Origin of the sequence: Bradyrhizobium sp. HKCCYLS20291, from assembly GCF_051167715.1 — a bacterium.
Classification (GTDB): Bacteria; Pseudomonadota; Alphaproteobacteria; order Rhizobiales; family Xanthobacteraceae; genus Bradyrhizobium.
In genome coordinates this window covers 171361-188829 of sequence record NZ_JBNPTO010000008.1, presented here as the reverse complement: position 1 = coordinate 188829, position 17469 = coordinate 171361, and the positions used below count along the sequence as shown (strand labels likewise).

23 protein-coding genes are annotated in these 17469 nt (G+C 64.8%); 12 read left to right on the top strand and 11 right to left on the bottom strand.

Annotated features, from left to right (window positions below):
• Positions 1–53 precede the first annotated feature (53 nt).
• Together cysE and ACQR07_RS19790 are read left to right on the top strand one after the other, a co-directional pair.
• Positions 54–881, top strand: a complete 828-nt coding sequence (gene cysE / locus ACQR07_RS19795) for a serine O-acetyltransferase (protein ID WP_434903857.1) — start codon at positions 54–56, stop codon at positions 879–881.
• A 269-nt stretch (positions 882–1150) separates the two neighbouring features.
• Positions 1151–1363 carry a DUF3126 family protein gene (locus ACQR07_RS19790; RefSeq protein ID WP_006611186.1) on the top strand — a complete coding sequence of 71 codons (213 nt, stop codon included), beginning with the start codon at positions 1151–1153 and terminating at the stop codon, positions 1361–1363.
• Between the two features lie 346 nt (positions 1364–1709).
• On the opposite strand, the gene ACQR07_RS19785 is transcribed toward ACQR07_RS19790, so the two are convergent.
• Entirely contained in the window at positions 1710–2408 is a 699-nt protein-coding gene (locus ACQR07_RS19785; RefSeq protein ID WP_434903856.1) for a hypothetical protein, read from the bottom strand.
• A 196-nt stretch (positions 2409–2604) separates the two neighbouring features.
• On the opposite strand from ACQR07_RS19785, the gene ACQR07_RS19780 reads away from it, so the two are divergent.
• Positions 2605–2934 carry a DUF6949 family protein gene (locus ACQR07_RS19780; RefSeq protein WP_434903855.1) on the top strand — a complete coding sequence of 110 codons (330 nt, stop codon included), beginning with the start codon at positions 2605–2607 and terminating at the stop codon, positions 2932–2934.
• Positions 2935–3020: 86 nt separating this feature from the next.
• Entirely contained in the window at positions 3021–3551 is a 531-nt protein-coding gene (locus ACQR07_RS19775; protein ID WP_434903854.1) for a gamma carbonic anhydrase family protein, read from the top strand.
• A gap of 44 nt (positions 3552–3595) precedes the next feature.
• Here ACQR07_RS19775 and ACQR07_RS19770 read toward each other — a convergent pair whose 3' ends face one another.
• Positions 3596–3763 (bottom strand): hypothetical protein, encoded by a 168-nt coding sequence (locus ACQR07_RS19770; RefSeq protein ID WP_434903853.1) that lies wholly within the window; start codon positions 3761–3763, stop codon positions 3596–3598.
• The gene (locus ACQR07_RS19765; RefSeq protein WP_434903852.1) at positions 3760–4017 is read right to left on the bottom strand and encodes a hypothetical protein; all 258 of its coding nucleotides are present in this window, start codon (positions 4015–4017) and stop codon (positions 3760–3762) included. The genes ACQR07_RS19770 and ACQR07_RS19765 overlap by 4 nt, the downstream gene beginning before the upstream one ends.
• Positions 4018–4092: 75 nt before the next feature.
• On the opposite strand from ACQR07_RS19765, the gene ACQR07_RS19760 reads away from it, so the two are divergent.
• The 3 genes from ACQR07_RS19760 to ACQR07_RS19750 all read left to right on the top strand — a co-directional run bounded on the left by ACQR07_RS19760 (position 4093) and on the right by ACQR07_RS19750 (position 5362).
• Complete coding sequence (locus ACQR07_RS19760; protein ID WP_434903851.1) at positions 4093–4632, top strand: hypothetical protein; 540 nt, start codon at positions 4093–4095, stop codon at positions 4630–4632.
• A gap of 157 nt (positions 4633–4789) precedes the next feature.
• Positions 4790–5083 (top strand): hypothetical protein, encoded by a 294-nt coding sequence (locus tag ACQR07_RS19755; RefSeq protein WP_434903850.1) that lies wholly within the window; start codon positions 4790–4792, stop codon positions 5081–5083.
• Between the two features lie 141 nt (positions 5084–5224).
• Positions 5225–5362 carry a hypothetical protein gene (locus tag ACQR07_RS19750; protein ID WP_434903849.1) on the top strand — a complete coding sequence of 46 codons (138 nt, stop codon included), beginning with the start codon at positions 5225–5227 and terminating at the stop codon, positions 5360–5362.
• 180 nt (positions 5363–5542) lie between these two features.
• On the opposite strand, the gene ACQR07_RS19745 is transcribed toward ACQR07_RS19750, so the two are convergent.
• From ACQR07_RS19745 to ACQR07_RS19725, 5 genes are all read right to left on the bottom strand, one after another.
• Positions 5543–6430 carry a dienelactone hydrolase family protein gene (locus tag ACQR07_RS19745; protein ID WP_434903848.1) on the bottom strand — a complete coding sequence of 296 codons (888 nt, stop codon included), beginning with the start codon at positions 6428–6430 and terminating at the stop codon, positions 5543–5545.
• Between the two features lie 315 nt (positions 6431–6745).
• Positions 6746–7264: a hypothetical protein gene (locus tag ACQR07_RS19740; RefSeq protein WP_434864714.1), complete on the bottom strand. Its 519-nt coding sequence runs from the start codon at positions 7262–7264 to the stop codon at positions 6746–6748.
• Between the two features lie 253 nt (positions 7265–7517).
• A complete protein-coding gene (locus tag ACQR07_RS19735) occupies positions 7518–7928 on the bottom strand; it encodes a hypothetical protein (protein ID WP_434864713.1) in 411 nt (136 codons plus the stop codon).
• Positions 7929–8201: 273 nt separating this feature from the next.
• Positions 8202–8828: a transglutaminase-like cysteine peptidase gene (locus ACQR07_RS19730; RefSeq protein WP_434903847.1), complete on the bottom strand. Its 627-nt coding sequence runs from the start codon at positions 8826–8828 to the stop codon at positions 8202–8204.
• A gap of 332 nt (positions 8829–9160) precedes the next feature.
• Positions 9161–9775, bottom strand: coding sequence for a PilZ domain-containing protein (locus ACQR07_RS19725; protein ID WP_434864710.1), 615 nt, complete (start codon positions 9773–9775; stop codon positions 9161–9163).
• A 188-nt stretch (positions 9776–9963) separates the two neighbouring features.
• Here ACQR07_RS19725 and ACQR07_RS19720 point away from each other — a divergent pair, with 188 nt between their 5' ends.
• Positions 9964–10947, top strand: a complete 984-nt coding sequence (locus ACQR07_RS19720; protein ID WP_434903846.1) for an MBL fold metallo-hydrolase — start codon at positions 9964–9966, stop codon at positions 10945–10947.
• Positions 10948–10956: 9 nt separating this feature from the next.
• Here ACQR07_RS19720 and ACQR07_RS19715 read toward each other — a convergent pair whose 3' ends face one another.
• Complete coding sequence (locus ACQR07_RS19715) at positions 10957–11514, bottom strand: PAS domain-containing protein (RefSeq protein ID WP_434903845.1); 558 nt, start codon at positions 11512–11514, stop codon at positions 10957–10959.
• A 305-nt stretch (positions 11515–11819) separates the two neighbouring features.
• A complete protein-coding gene (locus tag ACQR07_RS19710; protein ID WP_434903844.1) occupies positions 11820–12116 on the bottom strand; it encodes a hypothetical protein in 297 nt (98 codons plus the stop codon).
• Between the two features lie 202 nt (positions 12117–12318).
• Between ACQR07_RS19710 and ACQR07_RS19705 the strand changes: the two genes are divergently transcribed.
• From ACQR07_RS19705 to ACQR07_RS19695, 3 genes are all read left to right on the top strand, one after another.
• Positions 12319–13173 carry a hypothetical protein gene (locus tag ACQR07_RS19705; protein ID WP_434903843.1) on the top strand — a complete coding sequence of 285 codons (855 nt, stop codon included), beginning with the start codon at positions 12319–12321 and terminating at the stop codon, positions 13171–13173.
• A 300-nt stretch (positions 13174–13473) separates the two neighbouring features.
• Positions 13474–14268: a rhomboid family intramembrane serine protease gene (locus ACQR07_RS19700; protein WP_434903842.1), complete on the top strand. Its 795-nt coding sequence runs from the start codon at positions 13474–13476 to the stop codon at positions 14266–14268.
• A gap of 287 nt (positions 14269–14555) precedes the next feature.
• Positions 14556–14984, top strand: a complete 429-nt coding sequence (locus tag ACQR07_RS19695) for a CBS domain-containing protein (protein ID WP_434903841.1) — start codon at positions 14556–14558, stop codon at positions 14982–14984.
• Here the strand turns inward: ACQR07_RS19695 and ACQR07_RS19690 are convergent.
• Positions 14971–15996, bottom strand: coding sequence for a patatin-like phospholipase family protein (locus ACQR07_RS19690; RefSeq protein WP_434903840.1), 1026 nt, complete (start codon positions 15994–15996; stop codon positions 14971–14973). The two genes, ACQR07_RS19695 and ACQR07_RS19690, sit on opposite strands and share 14 nt — an antisense overlap.
• A gap of 256 nt (positions 15997–16252) precedes the next feature.
• Here ACQR07_RS19690 and ACQR07_RS19685 point away from each other — a divergent pair, with 256 nt between their 5' ends.
• The gene (locus ACQR07_RS19685) at positions 16253–17335 is read left to right on the top strand and encodes a hypothetical protein (protein ID WP_434903839.1); all 1083 of its coding nucleotides are present in this window, start codon (positions 16253–16255) and stop codon (positions 17333–17335) included.
• The last annotated feature ends 134 nt before the right edge of the window (positions 17336–17469 follow it).

Sequence of the window (17469 nt, the reverse complement as noted above, 5' to 3'; positions counted from 1 at the left end):
ATTTCATGCTCCGTGCTATAGATCCCGCCCAGTGAACGTTGCGAGAAGCAGCCATGGCCATGCATCAGACTCACCACCAGGGCGGAAAGCTTGCTGCGCTTGATCCGATTTGGGACCGGATCCGCCACGAGGCCGAAGAGATCGTCCGGCGCGAGCCGGAGCTCGCCACCTTCATCTATTCGACCGTGCTGCATCACAGCCGCCTCGAGGATGCGGTCGTGCATCGCGTGGCCGACCGGCTCGATCATTCCGCGCTGTCCGGCGACCTGATCCGCCAGACCTTCGACGATGCGCTGCGCGGCGAGCCGGACCTCGGCCACGCCTTCCGCGCCGATCTCGTCGCCGTCTACGACCGCGATCCCGCGACCTCGCGCTTCATCGATCCCTTGCTCTACTTCAAGGGCTTTCACGCGCTGCAGACGCATCGCCTGGCGCATTGGCTGCATCGCAACAGCCGCAAGGATTTCGCCTTCTATCTTCAGAGCCGCTCCTCGGCGGTGTTCCAGACCGACATCAATCCGGCGGCGCGCATCGGCCGCGGCATCTTCCTCGATCACGCCACCGGCTTCGTATGCGGCGAGACCGCCATCATCGAAGACAACGTGTCGATCCTGCACGGCGTGACGCTCGGCGGCACCGGCAAGGAGAACGAGGATCGTCATCCCAAGATCCGCCACGGCGTGCTGATCGGCGCCGGCGCCAAGGTGCTCGGCAACATCGAGGTCGGTCATTGCGCGCGCATCGCCGCCGGATCGGTGGTGGTGAAGCCGGTGCCTAACAACGTCACGGTGGCCGGCGTGCCGGCCAAGATCGTCGGCGAGGCCGGTTGCGCCGAACCGTCGCGCACCATGGACCAGATGATCAACGCGATCGGCATCTGAACCCCGACCGCATGCTCTCAATCTCCGAGTCAAGAGCTTTTCAACCACGGGATTTCGTGCGAACACATCGCTGATCCGTGGATCTGACGATCCGCCATTGCCGTGGCGGAGTGAATGTGAGATCCACGGCGTCCCTTTCAGGTCCGTGCGATGATGCTGGCATGAGTGCCGGGATGGACGGACTGAACTAACAAGCTTCGAGGACACGGACGAAACTGCCGTATCGTTCTCAAGCGACGAACAAACCCTGCTGCGATTGGAGATCACCCGTGGACGTACAGGAAGTCAGGAAGCTCGACGCGTATCTGAAGCGCGTGTTCGGCAATCCCAAGATCCGCGTCGTGCCGCGGCCGAAGAAGGAAGACTCCGCCGAGGTCTATATCGGCGAGGAGTTCATCGGCGTGCTGTTCGTGGACGACGAGGACGACGATCGCTCGTTCCAGTTCCAGATGGCCATCCTGGAAGACGATCTGGTGGAGTAGATCATAGCGCCTGCGTTTAAAGAACGGACGTTCAGGCGCCATGCCAGTGAATGTGCCCTCTCCCCCAAGGCGAAGCGAAGCTTCGCCAGGGTGGGAGAGGGCTGCAACGGCTTATCAACTTGCTCGCTTGGGTGAGGGGTATCTCTCCGCGAGTTGTACTCGTCGAAGCATACCCCTCACCCAAGTGAGTCTGCTGCTCTGTCCTACATGCCCTCTCCCGCCCTGGCGAAGCTTCGCTTCGCCTTGGGGGAGAGGGCGCATTCACTGGCACCGCGCTGATCTGCACACGCTTGGGCGCCATCGTTAGGGCGGCTTGATAGTTCTCCACTATTGAGCTTGCCGCCAGCTACTTCAGCGCGTGCATCTGCGCGGTCAGCCGTTCCATCGCGCTCGCGACGTCCTGCCAATGTGACAGCCAGCTGCGCGGATATCGAAACACCATGTCGGCACCGTCGACGCGGCGCTCGCTGAGGCACATGCCGGGCGTGGCGGCATCGCGGGTGCAGCGCGCGGCGAGCGCGGGCTGCTCGGCCACGAACAGGTCCTCCACGTCATACGGCGTGCCGGCGCGGAAGCCGCGCATCGTCAATCCGTCCTGTACCGAAACCGCCGCCGGATTGAGATAGCGCGGGTAGATCGTCCTCAGCCGCGCCTCGGGCGACATCGCGTCATGATGCGCCGAGATCGACACGAAGATGCGGTCGATCGGGTGCGGCGTCTGGTCGATCTGGTCGGCCGAGACGTGATGCGGCGCCTCGGGCGGCGTCAGCGACGGATAGTCGAAGCCGAGATCGACGCGCTCCTGCGGCCCGGTGTGACGCTGGATCTTCACCCTGATGGCCGCGGAAGGCACGTTGAATACGGTGCCGCCGATGCTGACCGGCAGACGCTCAGGTCCCTTGAACTGACCGGCGCGCCACGTCGGCCACAACAGATAGGCAACGAGTGCGACTGCCGTCACGGCCAGCACGCCGCCGGCCAGGATCGGCACGGCATGGCCATGGCCGTTCGCGGAGCGGGCACTGCGGACCGAAAACATCGACATGACGGGCAGGGGATCTCTGGATCGAATCACCGCCGACTATGCCACGCCGATGCGCATTTCTGCAGAATCTTACCGGCCTCCGGCCGTGCGCCCGACGCAGCCGGAATTAACCCTTCCTTAAGGATAATGTGGCGGGCGAGCCGGGTTTTTGCCAAAACCAGCATCGGGCAGTTCTGTAAGTGTGTGAGTGCGTTCGATGTCGGTGGAAGCGTTCAATTCGCTGTTCTCGCTCCTGATCGGTTTCGCCCTGGCCGGGGCCTTGGCCAGCGGCTTTCAGGCCTATGCCGAGCGTCCGCCGGGCTTCGAGCTGCTGCAGGAGGGGGTCACGCCGCGCCGCTTCGCCGCCGTGCCGTTCCTGGTGTTCGCCGCGCCCTTCATCATCATGCGCAACACGCTGCGCGGCGCCCGCATCGAGCGCCGCCGGTTCGAGTTCGTGATGCTGGCGACCGTGATCGCCGGCTTCTGGAGCATGATGTCCGGCACCTTCTTCGTGATGACGCTGCGCGCCGCCGGCGTGCTGACCTGAGTTCCGCAAGCCCGCCGCATGGCGGCGCGGTTGCTTGAAATCGGCGTCGGGGCTGTGCCAAGGTCGCTCGCGAACGGGAGACCTCGATGGCCATCTACGAACTCGACGGGCAGGCGCCCGAGCTGCCTGCTGACGGCAACTACTACATCGCCGAGAACGCGACCGTGATCGGCCGCGTCAAGCTCGCCAAGCAGGTCACCGTCTGGTTCGGCGCGGTCATTCGTGGCGACAATGACTGGATCGAGATCGGCGAAGCCTCCAACATCCAGGACAACTCCACCTGCCACGTTGATCCCGGCTTTCCGTTGCGCGTCGGCCGCAACGTCACGGTCGGCCACAACGTCATCCTGCACGGCTGCACGGTTGAGGACGACGCGCTGATCGGGATGGGCTCGATCGTCATGAATGGCGCCCACATCCGCCGCGGCAGCGTGGTCGGCGCCGGCGCCATCATCACCGAAGGCAAGGACTTTCCGGAATACTCGCTGATCATCGGAGCGCCGGCCCGTGTCGTGCGCACGCTCGAGCCGTCGCAGGTCGAGCGGATGGGGATCGCGGCCCAGGCCTACGTTGCCAAGGGGCCGCGCTACACCAAGGGCCTGAAAAAGATCGGCTGAGGCAGGCGCCGAGCGGCGTCGCGCTCATCGCAGATCTCGTCGCCTCAAATCCCTTCGGACTCGCTGGCCTCGCGGGCGCTGGCGACGCGCTCATGGCCGCTCGCCCAGAGCGCATGCTGCTCGCTGCCATCCTGATAGGGATTGGCCTCGGCCGGAATGTTCTCGCGGGCGGCGCGCTCGCCCTGTTCGAACGGATCTGGGTCGGTGCTCATGCTGCCGTCTTGCTCCTCTTCTTCGCCTTGCGTCCGGGCCGTTCGGCGCGGCCGCCGTCCTCCGCCACGCTCCTGCGCAGCGCATCCTTCAGGTCGGCCGGCACGCCGTGCTTCTCGAGCAGATCCATGAAGGCCTCGTCCGCCAGATCCTGCAGGCTGAGCATCTGATCGCGGCCCAGCTGCTTCAGCTTGTCGAACGTGTCCTCATCGAAAGCGATCAGCTTGCGCACGGCGCGTTGCTCTCCTCGTCGCATCAATCCCCTCCGATCCACATTCGTTCCGGAACGCGGTCTGCCCCGTCGGGTTGACGTGTAAAGGGAGAGCGTCCCATGGCCAGGTTTTCATTAGCTACGTTGATCGTGATTGCAGGCCTCACCACGGCCACCGCCGTGTTCGCGCAGAGCAGCGGTGGTGGCGGAGCCGGCGGCTCCGGTGGGGGAGCAAGCGCCGGCGGCGCGTCGAGCGGCGGCGCTGCGGGCGGCACCAGTCCGAGCGCCGCAGGTACGCCCAGTGCCGGTGCCGCGGGCGCCGGCAGCACCGGCGTGAGCGGCGTTCCGGCCGGCCCGGGAAATGCCGCCGGCCTCAACAATTCGCTGAACGATCCGAGCGGGCAGGGCAATGCCTCGCGGCTCTCGCAGCCCAGCGCGCCCGGCACGAACAATCTGGGCACCGCGCAATCCTCCGGCTCAGGGGCGAGCGGCTCAGGGGCGGGGAATTCGGGCGTGACGACGGGGACCGGTCGCGGTGCTGTCGGCGGCACGGCGGCGACGGGGCCGAACCGGAGCGGCGATGCGGCGGGCGACGCCGAGATCCAGCAGGAGAACAAGAAGGTCGATCAGAAGGTCAAGAGCATCTGCCGCGGTTGCTGATTGTTGCCGCAATCGCAACTCCGGTACGAAGTTGCGACGATCGCGCAGATGTGAGTGCGCTGCCCGCACGCTGTTCCAAATCAGGAGCTAAGACACCCTCGTGCAATGACGCGATCGTCGCTGCTCGAGTGTGGCTGCCTGGATTGGAGACGGATCGATGCGCAAGACATGGGTGGGATTGCTGGCGGGCGGCGTGATCGCGTTGCTGATGGTGCCAGGGACGGCATCGGCGCGCGGCGGCTTCCATCATGGCGGCTTCTACCACGGCGGCTTTCACCACGGATTCGGTCCAGGCTTCGCGATCGGCTTCGGGTTCGGCTCCCCCTATTATTACGGCTCTCCATACTACTACCCCTACACCTATGAGGACCTCGGGGGCTGCTATGTCGTCCGTCAGCGCGTCCGCACGGCGCACGGCTGGCGCACACGACCGGTCGAAGTTTGCGAGTGATCCGGTGAACCTTCAGGTGCTGTGACGCGTTGGCCAGTCACTTCGCCTTAACGATATCTCGTCACCATTTGTTGCCGCTGCGATCCACGAAGCGGCAACGGAGAAAGAGCTGGCGCAACGCTTGCATGGGATCCAGGTATGATGAACTCACTCACATCCCCTGAACTCACGTTCGTCTTCATGGGCATCGTCATCAGTCTCGGCGCTGCGCTGGTCTGGATGGCCTGGGAGATCGAGCAGGGCGCTCGCCAGCCTGCCAAGGTCCGGCGCCGGCGCTGATCGGCAGGGCGCTCTTGTGGTCGAGAATGAAGGGCGCGCCAAACGCGCTCTTCTTCTGCATCTCCGCACGGGGATCGCGTAACGCCGTGACTACCAAACCACTGATGAGTTCGTGGAGCGATTGTGGGCGCGCTGCCGCCTCGCGGCGGCTGCTTTGCCCCTTCGTACGTCATCGTGCCTTCAGCTCAGCACTCCGTACTTCTTGAACCAGGCCTGCATCTGCGCCCACGCATCCTCGGCGGCATCCTTGCGATAGGTCGGGCGGTAGTCGGCGTGGAAACCGTGCGGCGCGCCGGGATAGATCTTGAACTCCGCGGTCTTCTTGTTCTCTGCGAGCGCGGCCTTCATGGCATCGACACTGGCGACGGGAATGCCAGTGTCGGCTTCGCCGTAGAGGCCGAGCACGGGTGCCTTCATCTCGGGCGCGAGCTGCGTCGGACTTTTTGGCCAGACCGGATTGGGCGCATCGGTCAACGGTCCGTAGAACGCGACGCCCGCTTTCAGTCCGGCATTGTGGGCCGCATATTCCCACACCGTGCGGCCGCCCCGGCAGAAGCCGATGATGCCGAGCCGCGAGGTGTCGCCGCCCTGTGACTTGGCCCAGGCGACGGTGGCGTCGAGATCCGACACCAGCTCCGCGTCAGGCTTCGCATTCACGATCGGCAGCAGCTCCTTGATGTCTGGGATCTTGGTGAGGTCGGTGCCCTTGCGGAAGTAGTAGTCCGGGGCCACGGCGAGCGCGCCGAGCTTGGCGAGACGGCGCGTCACATCCTTGATGTATTCGTGCAGGCCGAAGATCTCCATCGCCACAACAACGACCGGCGGGTTGCTGGCGCTGGCGGGGCGCGCGAAGTAGGCCGGCATCTCGCCGTCGCCGACCTTGATCTTTGCGTCGCCCACATTCAGGCCGCTGGTGTCGGTCGTGATCACCTCCGCCCGGACCGGGCCTGCAGCCAGCGTATAGCCGGCGGTGACCGCCGCGGAGGCCGTCATGAAGCCGCGGCGCGAAAACGGCGCGACTTTGGTCAGTCCGATCACGTCGGGTGTCAGTGCGGTTTCGGCGGACATGGGGAGCTCCTCTGCGTCTTGGGTACGCATTGAGCCGAGAAGTGCCGGTGAAAAGCAAGTCACCAGCCGGAGAGCCGTGTCTGGGCCGGCCATTCCAGCTCCCGCACCGCGGAAAGCGGGGTGCTGAAAGAACAAGGCCGTCGGCGCAGTATGACGCCAACGACCTTGCCAGCCCCGGATATTGAAATTGGCCCTGTGCCATCCTGAAATTGGCTCGCCATCCGGTACGATGAAGATGGCCTGAATCGTGGCGGACATTTGTGAAACACTTCACAAGGGCCCGGGAAATTTCGGCAGGAATTGTACAGCCTCGTGTCAGGACCGGCTGCGGCGATGCCGGTGGCCGCTGCGGCTGGCGTGGGCGCGGGCCCGTATGCTTCGGTTGCGCGGCGGGGCAGAGGCCTGGTCCGAGGACTGCGTGCTGGCGAACGATTGGCGCAAGCCGTCGATGGAGTCGCGCAGCGTCGAGACCTGCTCCGACAGCCGCTTGGTGTCGGCCTGCTGCGTGGCGAGCAGCCGACGCATCGTCTGCAACTCCTCCTGCATGAGCTGCAGCTGATCGATCGATTCCTGCTGCGTGGCTTCGAGACCCCTGGTCTTCTCGACGAGCTGCTCCGACGCCTGCACCGTGCGAGCCTGCAGCTGTCGCGTCACGGCGCCGCGTTCGACCTCCGGAGGCGAGCCGCCATTGGCGCGCCATAACAGAATACCGCCAATGCCGGCGACGAGCACCACGAAGGTGGCCGCCGCGAGCGCGATCGGCTGCGAGCTCCTGAGGGCGACGGGGCTGGACGTGTCGCCATACAGCCTGATGTCGCGGGTCACCGGATTCATCACGAAACCACCCTCAATCGAAAAAAGCTTCTCGATCGCTCCTCCCAAAACGGAAGGCGCGGACAAATTCGAGCAAAGAACCTTATCCGCTCGAGGCGCAGGTCGTGCGTCTAGCGGACGAGCACGCCGTCAAGATTTGATTAGGAAATCCGACAAAAGAGAGGCCTGCAAGACTGAAAGGTGGCAGGGCGTTGCCGGGGATGGCGCGGTTCCACATTTCGGAACGCGGCAGACAGGGAGGCGTAGGCGGTCTTTACTGGTTGGGGCCGCAGTTCCGGCAGATCGTGAGCTTCTGCTTCAGGCGGGCCTCGTCGGCAAGGTCGGCCGCCTGCTCGTCCTCCCAGCTCATGCGGCCGCGCCCGGTCGATTGCGAGGACATTGCGTCGACTCGGGAATCGCGGCGCTTGCCGCCTTTGCGCGCGCCCCCGACATCCGGCTCCATCACCATCTCGGTGTCGGTCTCGGAGGAGGCGACCCGGCCATCCCAATCGGCTTCCGCCGCTACCGGCTGTGCCGTTACCACTTTCGGCGCGGCAGCCATGGCCGGTTCAGCCGCCGGCGCGCTGGCAGACGCCATCGGGCCCGAGCAGCCGGTGCCCGACATGCAGCAGTTCGCCAGGGTCAGGGCTGCGGCCAGCAGCGTCGCGCATCGCAGAATGATCATGCCGGCAACCTAAACTGGACAGCCACGAGAAGACAAGCTCCGCCGGATACGCCGGCCGCTCGCGGACGTACATGGCAAGCAAGGCCAAAACAAGTTTGCGCGGCGCGTCGATCGTGCGCTCCAAAAAGGTGCGGCCAGGCCTTGGGGGAGGCCTGGCCGCGCGCGAACCGGTCTGGGACGGGGAGGGGTGGGGATGTGACCGGGTCGCGTAACTCGAATTCCTGTGTCGCCTCTGTTTCAGCGTTCTCGAACGCTTCAGCGTTCTCGAACGCCTTAGCGTTCGCGGGCGCTGGCGGTGGCCACCGCCGGGCGACCGTCGCCGAGCGAGACCCAGACGTTAGGGTCGCTCTGCGACTGCCGCTTGACGAAGCGGTAGCCGGTCTCGGTCCAGGCAACGACGCTCTCGCTCTGATTGTCGAGAACGTATTCGCCCTTGTCGGTCTTCACGGTGAGGATGGCATGTCCCTCACCCTTCTTGTCGCGCACCACCGTGATCAGCAACGCCTCGCGGGGCCAGCCGGCATCGATCAGCAGCTTGCGCTTCAGCAGCACGTAATCCTCGCAGTCGCCGTAGCCGTCCGACGGCAGCGACCATTTCTCGACCACGCCCCAATGGTCCATGTCGGTGATCGGCTTGACGTTCTCGTTGACCCAACGGTTGACCTTTATCAGATCCCGCCACGCCGTCTGGGACAGCACGATGTCGCGGGGCTGCGACGCGCCGCCGCGGCATTCCTCGGGAGTCTCGGTGCAGAACTCGATCCAGCCGATCGGGGCCCGCGTGGTGTCGCCCAGGCTCGCATAGAGCACCCGGTCATCACCGGCATGCGCCATCGCGCCCATCGCCATCAGCATGGCGCCCGCCGCCAGCGCTTTGATCTGTCCCGTCCGCCTGACCATTTTGGCCCCCGTTTTCGTTGGGACCATGTGTCTCACAAAGATTTTTCGCTGCCGCTAAATCGCCACGATGGATTTGACGCAAATCCAAGTAAAACAAAGGGATAATTCGTACTTCTCTTGAATCGAATTCGCTTAAAATTTGAATCAATCGGGTTTGATTCAAAGGCTGTGCATTAAGCCGGGAACCGCTGTGATTGCAGCGTCGGGCGCGCTCTTCAGGTCGATTGTTAACTGCGCTGGACGAGGCGTGCGATCGCCGAACGGCACACGGCGCCCGTGGTGGCGGGCGCCGTGTGCTCCGTGAAGTTGCGGGATTTGCGCGGCTTTCGGCTTTACCGCGCGGTAACGCTCTCTTCGAGCGTTTCGGCGAGTTGCGCGTGCAGGAACTCGATGGCGAAGCCGCCTTCGAGATTGCGGATCACGCGTGCCTGCACACGGCCGAGCATGACCTGCGATTTCAGCGGCGGCTTGTTCTCCGCCGCGATGGCCGCGCCCGACAGCGACATGTCGATGATGCGGCAGGTCATCTTGGTGCCGTCCTCGAGCGTCATCACCGCGATCGGGTTGCGCGGAATGATACGGTCGTGGCGGCGATCCTCCGGCAGATTGAGGATGTCGCGGTTGGCGAGCCAGGTGAGCTGTGCCGCGAGCTTGTCGCGCTTGCGCGCGGTGGCACCGATGGTCATCGCAAAGCCGTTGTCGATGATGCGGGTGATCTTGCCCTCGACGCGGCCGATATGGTCGAGATAGGCGATCACGCGGTCGCCGACATTGCCGATGCCTGGCGCCAGCAAAGCCAGCCCGCCCGGCGACATGTTGATCACCTGGCAGGGAAACTCACGCCGGTCCGGCAGCATGTAGCGGCCGAGCAGGTGAACCTTGACGCGCTGGAAACGGCGGCGCTCCTCGGCGGCCGGAAGAGAGAGTTTTTTGTTCGGCAACGCCATGTTTCGCCACTCAAAGCCGGCTCTTTACAGGACCGGATGATCCGGCAACGAAAGTAAATGCTGCACGGTTAATTCAGCGTTATCGCAGCACCGCCTCGTTGGCCGTGGCAACCACGTGGACGTTGCTGGCGATGCTGCTACAACGGCTGCCGCGCGGAAGCGCCAATGACATCTCAGGGAGGGGTTCGATGCGGAGCATGGTGGGTGCGGTGCTGGCGATTGCCTGCGCCGCGTTTGGATCGTCGCCGGCGGTTTGCGCCGACCTCAAGGTCACGCTGCTCGGGACGGGGACGCCGACGCCGCGGCTGTCGAGCTTCAGCGCCGCGACCTTGATCGAGGCGGGACCCGAGCGGCTGCTGTTCGATCTCGGCCGGGGCTCGTCCATCCGACTGTTCCAGAAGGGCATCCCGCTCGGCAGCATCACGGCCCATTTCATCACCCATCTGCACTCCGACCACGTCGTCGGCCTGCCTGACCTGTGGCTGAGCGGCTGGCTCGGCACGCCCTGGGCGTCGCGCAAGGCACCGATGGTGGTGTTCGGACCGAAAGGGACGGTCGCCATGACCGAGAATCTCACCAAGGCGTTCTCGGAGGACATCCGCATTCGCACCGAGGACGAGAACTATGGGCCGGAGGGCGTCGCCTTCGCCGCGACCGACATCGGCCCGGGCGTCGTCTACGACCGCAATGGGGTGAAGGTCAGCGCGATCGAGGTCAATCACGGCGAGAAGATCAAGCCGGCGCTCGGCTACATCGTCGAGTTCGACGGCAAGCGGGTGGTGCTTTCGGGAGACACCAAGCCGGATCCGCGGGTCGAGAAGGCGGCCGAAGGCGCCGACCTCCTGATCCACGAGGTCGCGGTGATCGAGCCGGATCTGGTCAAGACCTATCCGACCTACCGGGCGATCGAGGATCACCACACCTCGCCGGAGGAGGCCGGCCAGATCTTTACCCGCGCGAAGCCGAAGCTCGCCGTCTACTCGCACATCGTGTTTGCCACGGTAAAGCCGGTGCAAGACGTGCCCGAGGCCGCGCTGATCGCGCGGACGCGGACGACCTATCAGGGACCGCTGGTGGTCGGACGCGATCTGACGTCCATCGTGGTGTCGGACCGCATCGCTGTGTTCGCGCCGGACGGCAGCCCGGTGACGCCGCTGACCGGCACGCCCTGACGCTTTCTGCTAGCGCAGGCCCTCATACACCATCAGGCCGCGGGCGAGCGCGAGCTTGCGCAACGTGCGCGGCACCATCGGCTCGGCCGGCGGATGGATGTAGCGCCAGGAGACGATCTCCAGCGGGCCGAGTGCGCCTTGCGGCGTCTCGAACGGTGCGAGCAGGCCGGTCAGGCTGATCGGCTCATGCGCGCGCATGGCGAACGGCAGCAGCAGGAGCTCGAAATGCGCGATGCTGTGGTCCGGCGCCTCGGCCTTGATGCCGGCGATCGCCGGCAACACGTCCTCGGCGACCACGGTGGTGATCTCTTCGATCTCGCGGCGGCTCGACGCGGTGAAATGTGCCGGGAAGCTCTTGTCCTTGACGTCGCCGCCGAGCAGGGCGCAGAGCCGCGTGCCGGCCATGCGGAACGGGAAGCCCAAGTCGGCGTCGCAGGACAGCACGAAGATGTCGCCGAGCAGCTCGCGCACGGCGGACGGCACGAAGTCGCAGCGCTCCGGCGCCTTGCCATGGCCGCGCTTCGCGTTCCAATAGGCGAACAGCTCGCGATTGGACGGATGTTTCATTGGATGACCCCTCGCGTCCTCGACGTCGCCGGGACATCGCTGTCCCGCTTTCGTCCAGGCGCCTCCCTGGTTTGTTGTGCAGGAGGGGCTGTGCAGCGTCCATGCCGATGGTGCGACCCTGCCAGCCTTGTCGCCAGCTTCCGCGCGTTAAGGTTAAATTAACGATGTGCTTGGCAGCGCCCGGAGGATCGTTAAAGAACCGTTCATCAGGTCGCGGCGGAACTTCAAAACTTCGCCGGGACGCAGGTACACGAAGGCGGCGTCAAACAAGTCCGGTCGTCGCGACGGGGAGGGGTGGGGATCAATCAATCCCGGGCTCCCTGCAGCGGAAAAGACCGGCGGATCTCGCGAGGGAGGGTTTTCTCAGAACCCTCCCTCTTTTTCTTTTGTGGCGCCGCGCGGCCGCTGGTTTCGTCCTGAGCCGTCCCGCTTTCCAAATCAGTCGCGCGGTTGATCGCGGAGGCGAAGATTCTTGCGATGTGCCATCCTGAAGCACATCCCGAACGGATCGTCTGGCTGATAGTCGACCCACCGCACGTGAACGATGCCATGGCTGAGGTGCCGGCATGGAGCACGATCACGAAGGCGATCCAGAGGCGCATCGGGCGCCGGTGGTCCCGGCATCACGACGCTCCGATCCATAGCGCCGCCACAGCAATCACCGTCCAGAATACGGGAGGCGGGAACGCCCATGCTGCCGTGCTTCTGATCCTCATGGACCTCATGGTCCTCCGAACGGCTCTAGGCAAGCCCAGCTACGATCGGTAGTCTCTCTCCCTCTGGTTGTGTGCGGGAGGGGGTAAGTTGGGAATTCAGTCAGAGTATCTTTGGTATCTGCAGAGGAAGGGCATTTTGAAGCCGGGGTATCGGCTGCTCGACATCGGGTCCTCGTTCCTCCACGAACTCACCGTCGAAGATGCGCGGCAATTGGTGATCGCATTTGGCGGACAAGACCTTCAGCAAGGGGTCGCGGAGGATCTTTCAGAACGGTCTTACCTGCGCCCTGGGCGAGACATGCTGTATCTGTCCGAACTCCTCGGCCACACCACGATCGACTATGTCTCGTATGACGTGTGCCCGGGGCACAAAACGCAGGTGTTCGACCTCAATCGTGAGGACGTCAGCGGCGACCAACGGGGAACATTCAACGTTGCTCTCAATTTCGGAACCTCCGAGCACATCATCAATCAGGTGAACCTGTTCAAGGTCATGCACGACGCTCTGAATGTAGGAGGCGTGTCCGTCCATCAGAACCCCAGCATCGGGTCTGTCAACCACGGGTACTTCTGCTATCACCCGCGGTTCTTTGATGATCTGCAGCTGGCGAATGGCTACGAAAAGGTGGACCTTTTCTACACGCGCACCTCGGAGTGTATCCCGGCTGATATCGATTTTAGGAAGGCGCGCGCTCCGCTGGAGCAGTCCGATAACGACGACCTCGGGACCGTCATTCCTTGCTTCAACCTCAATGCGGCATATCGTAAGGTGGCAGACGCACCGTTCCGGGTCTCGCTCGAGCTGAGCACCGCCCACTCCGGGCTTGCGAGCGAGATTCGGGCTGTCCACATGGAAGACCCTGTTGTCCACCAAACTCGCGCTGTCGATCTGGTCGCATCACTGATCAAGCGCGGCGCTGCGCGGCTCGGTATCGCGCGTTGATCGAACTCGAACTCAAGCCCTGAAAGCCGTCTCGCCGGACGGCCTTTTCATGGCGCCTTCTTGCATCTTCCAGATCTCGTTCCGTTCCAAGAATTTCGGCGGGTCTCACGGACCTGATGCTCTGAAGGGAGCCATGATCTCAACCGCAGGGGGCGATTTTCTCAGAACCCTCCCTCTTTTTCTTTCTCCTGCGATCCCCGCGACGACCCCGCTCATCAACTCTGCATGTGTGCGCTTGCGCAGGCCGGCTGAAGCCGCCTATCTGACGGGTCTGTTTCTCCGTCGAAAGCGTATGTTCCCTTGGATTCCCCGTCCGACCTCACGCAAGATCCGCCGCTGGTCACGCCGCGGGAACCGATCCTGAACCTGCCGCGCGCGCTGACGGCCTATGTCGTCCTGATCGCGGTGATCCATCTGCGTGTCGTGTTGCCCGACGACTGGGACAATTGGATCGTCAACCTGTTCGCCTTTGTCCCGAAACGGTACGACTCCACCCTCATGGATGGCGCGTTTCCGGGCGGTACGCCGGCCAAGATCTGGACCTTCGTCAGCTACTCGCTGCTGCACGCCAACCTGATGCATATCGGCTTCAACGTGCTGTGGCTGTTGCCGTTCGGCAGCGCGCTGGCGCGCCGCTTCGGGGCTGTCAGGTTCTATCTGTTCATGGCGGTGACGGCGGCGGCCGGGGCGCTGGCGCATCTCGTCACCCATGAGCACGCGCTGGCGCCGATGATCGGTGCCTCGGCCTCGGTGTCGGGCGCGATGGCCGCGGCGATGCGCTTCGCCTTCGTCCGCGGCGGCTTCCTGTCGTTCAATCGCGGCGATGCCGAAGCGGCGGCGCGGGTACCGGCGTTGTCGTTGTCGCGTGCACTGCGCAATCCGCGGGTGCTCGGTTTCCTGGGCGTATGGTTCGGCGTCAACATCCTGTTCGGCGCCTTCGACCTGACGCCCGGCGCCGAAGGTGCCAGCGTAGCGTGGCAGGCCCATATCGGCGGCTTCGTCGCCGGCTTGGTCCTGTTTGCGCTGTTCGACCCGATCCCGCATGTGCGTGATGATGTTGCACCTGCGTTGCCTTCCGAGCCGGTCGACAGTTAGTTGCCGCGATCCCGTGCTTGCGAGCGCGGGTGATTTCATTCATCATTTGCGTCCGATACAACCGGAACACGATTCCGGACAAATAAGGCAGGCGGTCTCGGCCGGTTTCCGGGCGTTTGTCATGAGCATTGCAACCAGAACGCGATGCAACTCAAGCGCAATGGGTGCATTGCCAAACTGTGATTGACGATACGTGATCAAGACTCGCTGACTGAAGACTGCTGCAAGCATCGGCCGCCACGATGCCTCGATGAGAAGGGCGCACCGGCCTCTCAAGGAGACGAGCAATGACAGTACGTGCGATCCTCGACACCAAGGGCCACAAGGTCGAGAGCGTCGAGCCTCAGACCACACTCGCCGAAGCCGCCAAGCTGCTCGCCGAACGCAAGATCGGCGCGGTGCTGGTGATGTCGGGCTCGCGGATGGAGGGCATTCTCTCCGAGCGCGACATCGTGCGCTCGCTCGGTGAGCGCGGCGCCGGTGTCCTCACCGAGCCGGTGTCCGGCGTGATGACGCGCAGGGTCATCAGCTGCAAGCCGGCGGACACGGTTGCCGCGATCATGGAGATGATGACCAACGGCAAGTTCCGGCATCTGCCGGTGATCGAAGGCGGTGTCGTGGTCGGCCTGATCTCGATCGGCGACGTCGTGAAGTGGCGCGTCAACGAGTACGAGACCGAGCAGGAAGCGCTCCGTCAGTACATCAAGACGGCATAGCTCCGCCGGTCGGCGTGGCGGCTCCGGTCGTCTGGCCGATCGCTTCGTGGATCGAGTCCAGCGCGCGTTCGGCCGCCCTGGCGCCGAACGCGATGAGATCGGCCGCGCGATGAAAATCGAACCAGCCGATCTGGCCGACGCGCGGTGAGATCAGGAGGTCCGGCGGGTCGCCCGCGAGCCGGGCGCGAGTGATGCGGTCCTGCATGATGTTGAAGGCGTCGACCATCACCGAAGAGATGCCGGGCCGGCCGCCGCCGCCGAAGAACTGCCGCTTCACGGCGCGCTCGGCCGAGAACAGCTTGCCGAAGCGCCGCTTCGGCGGGGTGCTCTCGATCAACGTCTCCGGCACCTCGACGGGCTGGCCATGCGAGTAGATCGTCGTCGAATGCGTGAACACGTCGCTCGACAGATTGGCGGCGATGACGATCTCGGCGCCGAGCGCGCGCGCCGCCGACACCGGCACCGGATTGACCATGGCGCCGTCCACCAGCCAGCGGTCGCCGATCAGGACCGGTGCGAAGATGCCGGGCAGGGCATAGGAGGCGCGCATCGCATCGACCAGGCTGCCATGAGTCAGCCAGATCTCGTGCCCGGTGCGGATCTCGGTCGCGACGGTCGCGACCTTCATCGGCAGGTCCTCGATGCCGACCCGGCCGAGCGACGCCTCGAGCTGGGCAGCGAGCTTCTCGCCGCCGATCAGGCCGGAACCGTTGAGGCGGATGTCGAGATAGCCGAGCACGTTGCGCATCTGCAGGCTGCGCGCCCATTCTTCCAGCGCATCGAGCTGGCCGGCCGCATACGCGCCGCCGACCACGGCGCCGATCGAGGTGCCGACCACCACGTCGGGCACGATGCCATGCGCCTGCAGGGTCCTGATCACGCCGATATGGGCAAAGCCGCGCGCCGCGCCGCCGCCGAGCGCGAGTCCGATGACCGGCTTTCGGATCGTGCCGAGACCGATGGCGGAGGCATCGCCCCCGCTTTGGCGGCGTCCCATCAACATGTCCAGCACCGTCATCTCCACGCACTGCAACCAGGGTGGCAGGCCGCACACCGCGGCCGCGCCATCATTCCGCGGCAAGCCTACCAGAAGCATTCTTTATGCCGGTTGACGTGGGCAGGCGATGCCGCCGATTTGATCTCCTACGCTGGCCCGCACCGTCGCCGGCCCGGCCGAGAACGCCTGCAACGGCGTCGCAGGGCGGTGATGTTCCCTTCGGACTTGACAGTAGAGGCTTGAATTTGCCCCGTTTTCGGTCAAAAGCAGGATGATGACGACAGGTCGCGGGTTCAGCAGATTCCGGCGCAGCGGGCCACTATGGCTCGTGCTCGCCTTGGCATGCTTGCCGCCCAGCCTCGTCACGTCGCCAGCCGCGGCGCAACTGTTCAGCGATCGTCCGCCGCCGATTCCGCCGGCCTCGGTGCCCGATCCCGGCGCCGCCGTCAGCCTGGCGCCGCCGTCCGGTCCTGGAGCCGGTCCCGTCGCCCCGCCGGCCGTGCCGCAGGCGTTGCCCGGTCCGCCGATGGCCGCGATTCCGCCGGGGGCGCCGGTCACGCCTCCAGCGGTCGCCGCGCCTCCTACGGCGGCGCCGAACCAGGGCGTACTGTCGCTGTCGGCGCGCTACGGCAAGGATCTGCCGGGCATCAATGGTGGCCTGGTCTGGCGCGTCTTCGCCGACCGGCCGGACGAGACTGGCGCCTTCAAGATGCTGCGCGAGGATCGCGGCGCGACGCCGAACATCGTGCTGCCGCCGGGCAACTACGTCGTCCATGTCGCGCTCGGCCTCGTCAGCGCCGTGAGGACGGTGACCTTGAAGGCGGAGACCGACCGCGAATCCTTCATGCTGCCGGCCGGCGGCCTGCGCCTCGAGGGCCGGGTCGGAACCAGCAAGATCCCGCAGAATCAGATCTCTTTCGCGATCTACAAGGGCAGCCAGTTCGACGGTCGCGAGCGCGCTCCGATCGTTCCCAACGTCGCGGCCGGCGACGTGCTGATGCTGCCGGAGGGGACCTACTACATCGTCTCGAACTATGGCGACGCCAACTCGGTGGTGCGCTCCGACATCCGCGTGCAGGCCAGCAAGCTCACCGACGTCACGGTGACGCATCGCGCCGCCGTCATCACCCTGAAGCTCGTCTCCGACAAGGGCGGCGAGGCGCTCGCCAACACCGCCTGGTCGGTCATCAACCCCGGCGGCGACGTGATCAAGGAATCGATCGGCGCCTTCCCCAAGGTCGTGCTGTCCGAAGGCGACTACCGCGCCATCGCCAAGAACGAAGGCAAGGTGTTCGAACGCTCCTTCAACGTCGTCAACGGCGTCGACGGCGAGGTCGAGGTGCTCGCGCGCTGAGCGCAGCTGCCGTAGGGTGGGCAAAGCAGCCGCTGCGAAGCGGCGGCAGCGTGCCCACCGTGCATCAGCAAGCGCATGATTTGCTTGGTGGGCACGGCGCCACCGCGACCCCGTGTTGAGGAGAGCGCAAGCTT